This is a genomic window from Martelella sp. AMO21009, assembly GCF_053484295.1.
Map to the genome: position 1 here is coordinate 59516 of NZ_JBAKFR010000023.1, position 6866 is coordinate 66381.

At 64.8% G+C, this 6866-nt stretch carries 4 protein-coding genes; 1 reads left to right on the forward strand and 3 read right to left on the reverse strand.

What is annotated here, in order from left to right; all coding sequences use genetic code 11:
- Positions 1–12: 12 nt before the first annotated feature.
- The 3 genes from V6766_RS19640 to V6766_RS19650 form a co-directional block, all read right to left on the reverse strand.
- Positions 13–4011 carry a peptidoglycan-binding protein gene (locus tag V6766_RS19640; protein ID WP_448469330.1) on the reverse strand — a complete coding sequence of 1333 codons (3999 nt, stop codon included), beginning with the start codon at positions 4009–4011 and terminating at the stop codon, positions 13–15.
- A 188-nt stretch (positions 4012–4199) separates the two neighbouring features.
- Positions 4200–4937 carry a DUF1223 domain-containing protein gene (locus tag V6766_RS19645; RefSeq protein WP_448469332.1) on the reverse strand — a complete coding sequence of 246 codons (738 nt, stop codon included), beginning with the start codon at positions 4935–4937 and terminating at the stop codon, positions 4200–4202.
- 130 nt (positions 4938–5067) lie between these two features.
- Positions 5068–5661 carry an exopolysaccharide biosynthesis protein gene (locus V6766_RS19650; protein ID WP_448469334.1) on the reverse strand — a complete coding sequence of 198 codons (594 nt, stop codon included), beginning with the start codon at positions 5659–5661 and terminating at the stop codon, positions 5068–5070.
- Between the two features lie 271 nt (positions 5662–5932).
- Between V6766_RS19650 and V6766_RS19655 the strand changes: the two genes are divergently transcribed.
- A complete protein-coding gene (locus tag V6766_RS19655) occupies positions 5933–6640 on the forward strand; it encodes a DNA helicase (protein ID WP_448469336.1) in 708 nt (235 codons plus the stop codon).
- Positions 6641–6866: the final 226 nt, after the last annotated feature.

A 6866-nucleotide genomic window follows, 5' to 3' on the forward strand; every position in this document is an offset into this window, starting at 1 on the left:
TTGCAATTCTTTTCAGGCGCTGTTGCGGGCCAGCAATGCCTTTACCAGTTCGGGCGTGATCGCACCGTCGGCGGCAAAGCCATTTGCCTTCTGGAATGCCTTGATCGCGGCATCGGTCTTGGCGCCGAGCACGCCGTCAGCGGGGCCGGCATCGTAGCCATTCTTGTTGAGGATGGTCTGGATATCCCGCACCACGGTTTCCTTGTCGACGGGCGCGCTGGCGGCGACGAGATCGGCCGGGGTCCATTCTTTCGGGCTTGTCAGGCGATTGGCGGATTCATCGAGCGGCTGGGCCTGCCACGCTTGCGCAAGCTGCTTTGCACGGCTGAGATCGGCGTCGCCGAGCGCCTCGGCCACCTCGTCGCGGCGCTTGGCGGCCTCGGCGTCGCCTTCCCTGGCGGCGACGGCGAACCATTTGTAGGATTGCACCAGATCGGCATCGGTGCCGGTGCCGCGGGCGTGCAGGATGGCGAGGTTGAACTGGCTGTCGGCGACGCCGTGATCGGCGGCCTTCTGAAACCATTCGGCCGCTTCGGCAAAATCGGGCTTGCCGCCGTCCGCGCCGTTGGCGAGCATGACGGCGAGGTTGTGCATGGCGCTGACATTGCCCTTCTCGGCGGCTTCGCGATAGAGCGAAACGGCCTTGCCGGCATCCTCGTCAACCCCGGTGCCCTTCTCGTAAAGGCTGCCGAGCTGAAAGGCGGCGGGCGCGGAGCCGCGCTCGGCCGCCAGTTCGAACCAGAAGGCGGCCTTTGAAAGATCCTGCTTGAAGCCGAGACCGTCGAGATAGCGCAGGCCGATCTCGTAGAGTGCTGCCGGATCGCCGGCCTTGGCGGCATCGGCGAGAAGCTTGGTCTCAAGGCCGGCCGGCAGGTCAGCCGTGATCGGCCGGAAACCGGTTTCTTCAGCCGTTGCGGCGGTTTCGGCCTGCCGGGTTGGGGCTTCCGCCGGGGGCGCGCTGGCAATCGGCGTTTCAGCTTCGGCGGCTTTCGGCGCAGCCTTTGCCGGCGTGTTCAGGACGTCGAGCACATCGCGTGTGGTGACGGCAGCGGTCTCCACCGCCTCTTCCGTCTTCTCCTCAAGCGCGGCAGCCGCCTTCTTGAGCTTTGCCGCCACGGGCGAAGGGCCGGCGGCGTCCGTGGTCGCATCGGGCTCGATGCTGCCGGTCACCACATTGTCGGTCTCGATCATGCTGAAGGCGCGCACCGGCGCGCTTGCGACCTCTTCGGGCGCTTCGGCGGCGAAATTGTTCTTCACCACCGGCGTCATGGTGAGATCGATCGTGGCCGGGGCGGCGTTGCTGACCTTGACCGGCGCGGGCGGTGGCGCTTCCCGCCTGATCGTGGCGGCGTCGAGCGACTGCGCCGCCTGGAGAATGGCGTCGCGGTCGCGGCCCATGCCGGTCAAGAGCGGATAGGCCATGATTGCAAGCAGGATCGCGCCGCCAGCGAGATAGACCGGACGGCGGGAAAACCTGTCCTTCGGCGGCTCGGCCGCCTCGGTCTGTTCCGTTTCGCCGGTTTCTTCGACCGCCGTGTGGACCGCGCGGCGTGCCGCGGCGATCAGGTCGGCGCGCGGCGTGCGCGGGCCGAGACCTTCGCTGATGACGCCGGCGGGCTTGGAGCGCGCGCCTTTCCGGCTTTCCGCCGCCGGGCGTTCATGCACCGGCAGCACGGGACCGAGACTCGGCATCGCGTCCTTCTTATGTCCCGCGCGCACCCGCGACAGGATATCCAGAACGTCCTGGCTACCGTCCTCCTCCGGTTTCGCGGTGGAAGAAGCGGCGTTGAAACGGGTTTCGAACGGCGGCGGGCCAAGAGGCGAAGACGGCTGAACCCGCGGTTGCGGCTTCTCGCGCGTTGCCGGCGCTTCAGCAGTCTCCGGGGCCTCCGGGGATTTGACGCCGGGCATGGCATCGAGCCGGCTCGCGATCGTCTTCAATGTGTCGTGAAGACCGGCGCTCGCCTTGTCCTGATCGGCGTTCGCCGGGACCCGGAGCGCCTTCAGATCGGCTGCGAGCCCCTTGATGATTTCGATATGTTCGTCGGTCTCGCCCTTGCGGCCGGCCTCGAAATTCTTCAGAGCTTCTTCCGCAGCATGCTGGGCGGCCTCGATCACAAGATCGTCATTGCTGGCCGACAGCGCCTCGATGCGAGCGCCGATCCGCTCCTCAAGCTCGCCGATCGGCAGTTTCGGCTCCGGCCGGTTCATCAGCGTGGTGAGTTCTGCGATCTGGCGCTCGAGCTTCTGCAGTTCGGGACCGCTCTTGTCGCGGCGGCTTTCTTCCAGCCGGTTGGCAAGCGCCGTCAGTTGCGCGGAGAGGCGGCTTTCCGCGCCGTTCTGTTCCACGGCGGCGATCTTGCGCGACAACCGTTCCTCAAGGCCGGCGATGTCGAGGGCGTCAAGACGCTCGGCCACCCGGCTTTCGGCTACAAGATTGGCCTCGATCTTGCGACGCAACTCGGGGTCGGCACCTGCGACCGGCATGGCGGAAATCTGGGCCGCGAGGCGGCGTTCGGCGGCGGAAAAGTCGATCTGGCCGATCTTGCCGTTGATGCGGGAGACGGCGTCTTCGAGGGCTGCCGGCTCGATACCGCGCCTGTTCTCGATCAGCGTTGCAAGGTTTGAAAGCTGGCTCTTCAACTCGCGCCGGTCATGGGCGCTGAACCCATCCGAGCCGGCGGTTTCGATCTTCTGCGCCAGGCGGCGCTCCGCGCTCTTGAGGTCGAGCCCGGCGATATTCTCGTTGAGGCGGTTGACCGCATCCTCGATCGCTCGGGGATCGCGGGTCTCGATCAGGCCCGCCAGATGGCCGATCTGATCCTTGATCTCGCGGCGGTCTGCCTCGCTCAGTCCGCCCGCGCCGACGCCGTCCAGCTTCGCCGCAATCCGGCGCTCAACGCTTGTGAGGTCGATCTCGCCGACCTTGTCGGAAAGCGTGGCGACCGCCTTGCCGAGCGTATTGCGCTCGCTGCCGATCCGCTCGACCGCACCTGCGAGCGCCTCGATACGGGCTTCGAGCCGGGTATGGGCGTCGGCGCCGTTATGGCTTTCGATGCGGCGGGCAACCGCGTCGAGGTTTTCCAGAAGCGTTGCCTGCTTGGTGCTCTGGTCGCGCATCTGCCAGTCGACGGCGGCAACGGCGTTGGAAAGATCGCCAAGACGGGCTTCCAGCCGCTCCACCGCCGGGTCGCGCACGGTCTCGCTCTGGCGACGGCCTATCCGCTCGAGATTGCGGTCGATATCGTCGATGCGGCGCTCGATCGCGTGCATCTGGCCGTCGAGACGGTCACCGGAAGCAGGAATGCGCGCGCACAGCACCTCCATGGCTTCGGCAAGCCCCGTCATCCGGGCTTCGATTTCCTGAAGACTGTGGCCGCTATCATCGTTTTCGAGAAAGCGGCGCACATCGTCCAGTCCGCGCGCCAGCGCCGTCAGCTCGAGATCGAGCCTGGCCGGATCGAAGGGCGCGATCTGGCGTTCGAGATTGTCGAAACGGCTTTCCAGCCGGGCCACGCTCTTGGCATCGGCAAGGCCGCGCAGCAGCGATTGCAGATGATCGAACTCGGCCATCAGCCGGCTGTCGTCATCGGCGGCGGCGTTGCTCAACAGCCAGTCGACGCCCTCGGAAATCCGAAGCAGCTCGCTGCGGGTGTCGTCGTCAATGTCGCGGGTATCGGTCTGCCGCTCGATCTGGGAGAGCATGGTGTGAAGCCCGGCGAGTTCGTCCCTGAGGCTCGCAGTGAAATCGTCGCGCACGGACTGGCGCAGATCCTTCAGCGTGCGGGAAATGTCGCGCAGTTCGGCATCGAGACGGGCATTGGCGGGCTCTGCCGGCAGGCGGCGCTCGCGGGGGGTGCGGTCGCGATAATCGGGCGATCTGGCAGGGATCCGGGGCGAGGCACCCGCCGCACGCGCTTCCATCATCTCGGAAAGCCGGGCCTCGAGGCCTTCGATCGTCTGGCTGAGCGCGTCGAGACCGGGTCTTGCCTCTGCCCTCTCCTGTGCCATCCGCGCCTGCGCCATACCGCTGCCCCAAAATGTTGGCGGCTGCGCGCAAATCCCCCGGCGCGCAGAACCGCATCAAAAATCCTGGCACAAGGATTCGCGCAACATGGTAAAGAAGTTGTTAATTTTTCGCACTGAAGCGGGCGGAAAGTGCTGGAGCGGCGGCTTTTCCGGCTTTTGGGGCGGGCCGCTCAGTCTGCGGTCACCATCGTGGCGCCGAAGATAGCGCCGGGATTGCCGTCTGCGTCCGTGGCCTGCAGCAGGATCGCGCAGCCATCGCTCTCGCGCGGTTCCAGCACGCGCGCCGGCAGCGTCACCTTGGTGGCCTCGCCGTGCCACATGCCCACCGTCTGAACGTCGGTGACGATATTGCGGTAATCGATGGTCCGGCCTTCGTTCTCGCCGTCCTTGATCGCGACCTGTTCGCGGCTCTTGAAATAGACCACCAGCACATCCGCCTTGCCCTTGCCGCTGCCGATATCGATGATCACCTCGTCGCCGGATTTGCGCAGGCTGACGGGCACTGTCAGACCCTTGTCATCGGATTTGAGATCGGCAATCGTTCCGCGCAGCTTGTCCAGGCTGGTGCCGACCATCTCGGCCCGGCCGTTGACCACGGCCTGCGGTGTGTAGACGCCGGAACGGCCCATCGCGGCGCTGTAATCATACTGGCGCTTGGTGTTTTCCGGGCTGCTCATCGTGTCGGTCCAGCCGAGATAGTTCCAGTAGTCGACATGATAGCTGAGCACGATCACGTCGCCCTCGTCGGCAAGCGCCGCCGCGGCCTTGTCGGCCGGCGGGCAGGACGAGCAGCCCTGCGAGGTGAACAGTTCCACCACGCCGAGCGGCTTTTCTATTTTGCCGGCATGCGCCGTGGCGGCGGCGAACGCCGCGAGAACGGCGGCCGATATGATCGTCTGCTTCAGCACGGCAGGAGCCTTCACCGGTTTTGCAATCGCTGCGTCGTCCTGTCGGTCGACGCGTATCAAACATGGCGGCCAATCTAGCGCCATACAAATTCAACGGAAAGTCACGATGGGGTGAAAAACGCGTGTGAGGTTACAGGATCACGGTCTTGCCGACCCATAGCGCCCCGGCAACCGGAACGATCGCCAGCACCGCGAACAGCCCGTCGCGGCTGAGCATCGAATAGGCGATCAGGGTGACCGCAAGGCCCAGAAAGGCGGAGGCGAACGGCACCAGTTCTAAAACCGGCATCAGCGCGCCGGCGAGCACGCAGGCAAGCGGCAGAATGCGATCGAGCGGGCTTTGGAAAAGGAAGGAGAGCCGCCTGTGCGAGTGGCGGTCGATGAAGCGCGTGACGGGCAAGATCTTTTTCATCGCCTTGGCCGCCTTGTCGCGTTCGATCGAGCGGTGGCGGATGAAACCGGGCAGCCAGATGCTGTTCCGGCCGATCAGTCCTTGGACCGCGATCAGCGCGATCATGATCCCGAACAGCGAGGAGAGCCCCGGCACGCCGCCGAGCGGCGACATCACCAGCAAGGACGGCAGGATCAGCAGCGGCACGAAGGATGCCGATCCGAAGGTCGACAGCATGTCGTCCACCGAAACCTGCGCGCCCTCGGCATGGTCCAACGCTTCCTTGGTGATGCCGCTCAGCGATTGCGGGTCTTCTTCAGTGCTATCGCTCACATTCCTCTCCGCTGGTTTGGCCAATCCTGGTTCCTATCGGGTGAACGCCGATGGCCGGACAACGTTCCGGCGCTTCGCGGGAAGGGCGATCAGCTTCATCCATGCTTTTGTCGACTCGGATTTGACGCTATCATGCGCGTCGAGCGCTGCTCGCGCCGCCCCCCTCCATTCGGGAAAGCACCTGACGTGCCGAGCTTCACGATGAAACCGTCTGTCCGGACCATCGCATAAGGAGGGATTGCACCATCGTCCGGGATGGAAGGTTTGAACCATGAAACTCTCCCGACCCGTTTACCGGCTGAAACATAGCGCCAGGAAACTGGCCCGCGCGGAAGACATTCCGCTCAATTGCGCTTTGGATCGTCTCGCGGTCCAGGAAGGCTTTGAAAGCTGGAGCGCGCTTGCCGCCGCTGTTCCCTCGGCCCGCTCCGCCGGCGACATCTATGACAAGCTTGCGCCGGGCGACCTGCTGCTGTCGGCAGCGCGTCCCGGCCAGGGCAAGACGCTGCTTGCGCTCGAACTCGCGCTGAACGCAGCGCGCGCCGGCCATCGCGCCTTTTTCTTCTCGCTGGAGGAGACGGTAGCCGGCATGGTGCGTCATTTCCGCGCCCTGAACCGGACGCCGGATGAGGGCCGGTTCGTCTTCGACGGCAGCGACAGGATTTCGGCGGATTACGTGATCGCAAGGCTTGCCGGAGCGCCTGCCGGCACGCTTGCAGTCATCGATTACCTGCAATTGCTGGACCAGCGCCGCGAGAACCCGCCGCTTGACGAGCAGGTCCGGCTATTGCGAGCCCATGCCCGCCACCACGGCCATATTTTCGTCTTCGTCGCCCAGGTCGACCGTCGTTTCGAGGCAATGAACCGGGCCTTTCCGACCCTCTCCGATTTGCGGTTGCCGAATGCGCTCGATCTCGGCCTGTTCGACAAGGCATGTTTTCTGAATGCCGGTGCGGTCAGCTACGCCGAGACCATATGACCATAAAAAGACCGGGCGGTTAGCATCGCCCGGCCTCAGTTTTCTGTCAAACGTCTCCCACATTCCGGGTCATCCTCGGGCTTGACCCGAGGATCCAGGCCGCCCGGCAGGGGCCCACTATAAATCTTTGCTAATTCAGAGGCTTAAGCCGCCTGGATGCTCGGATCAAGTCCGAGCATTGTTTGTTGGATCTGCGCTATTGTTGTGATGCAGCTGCGGGCCGCTG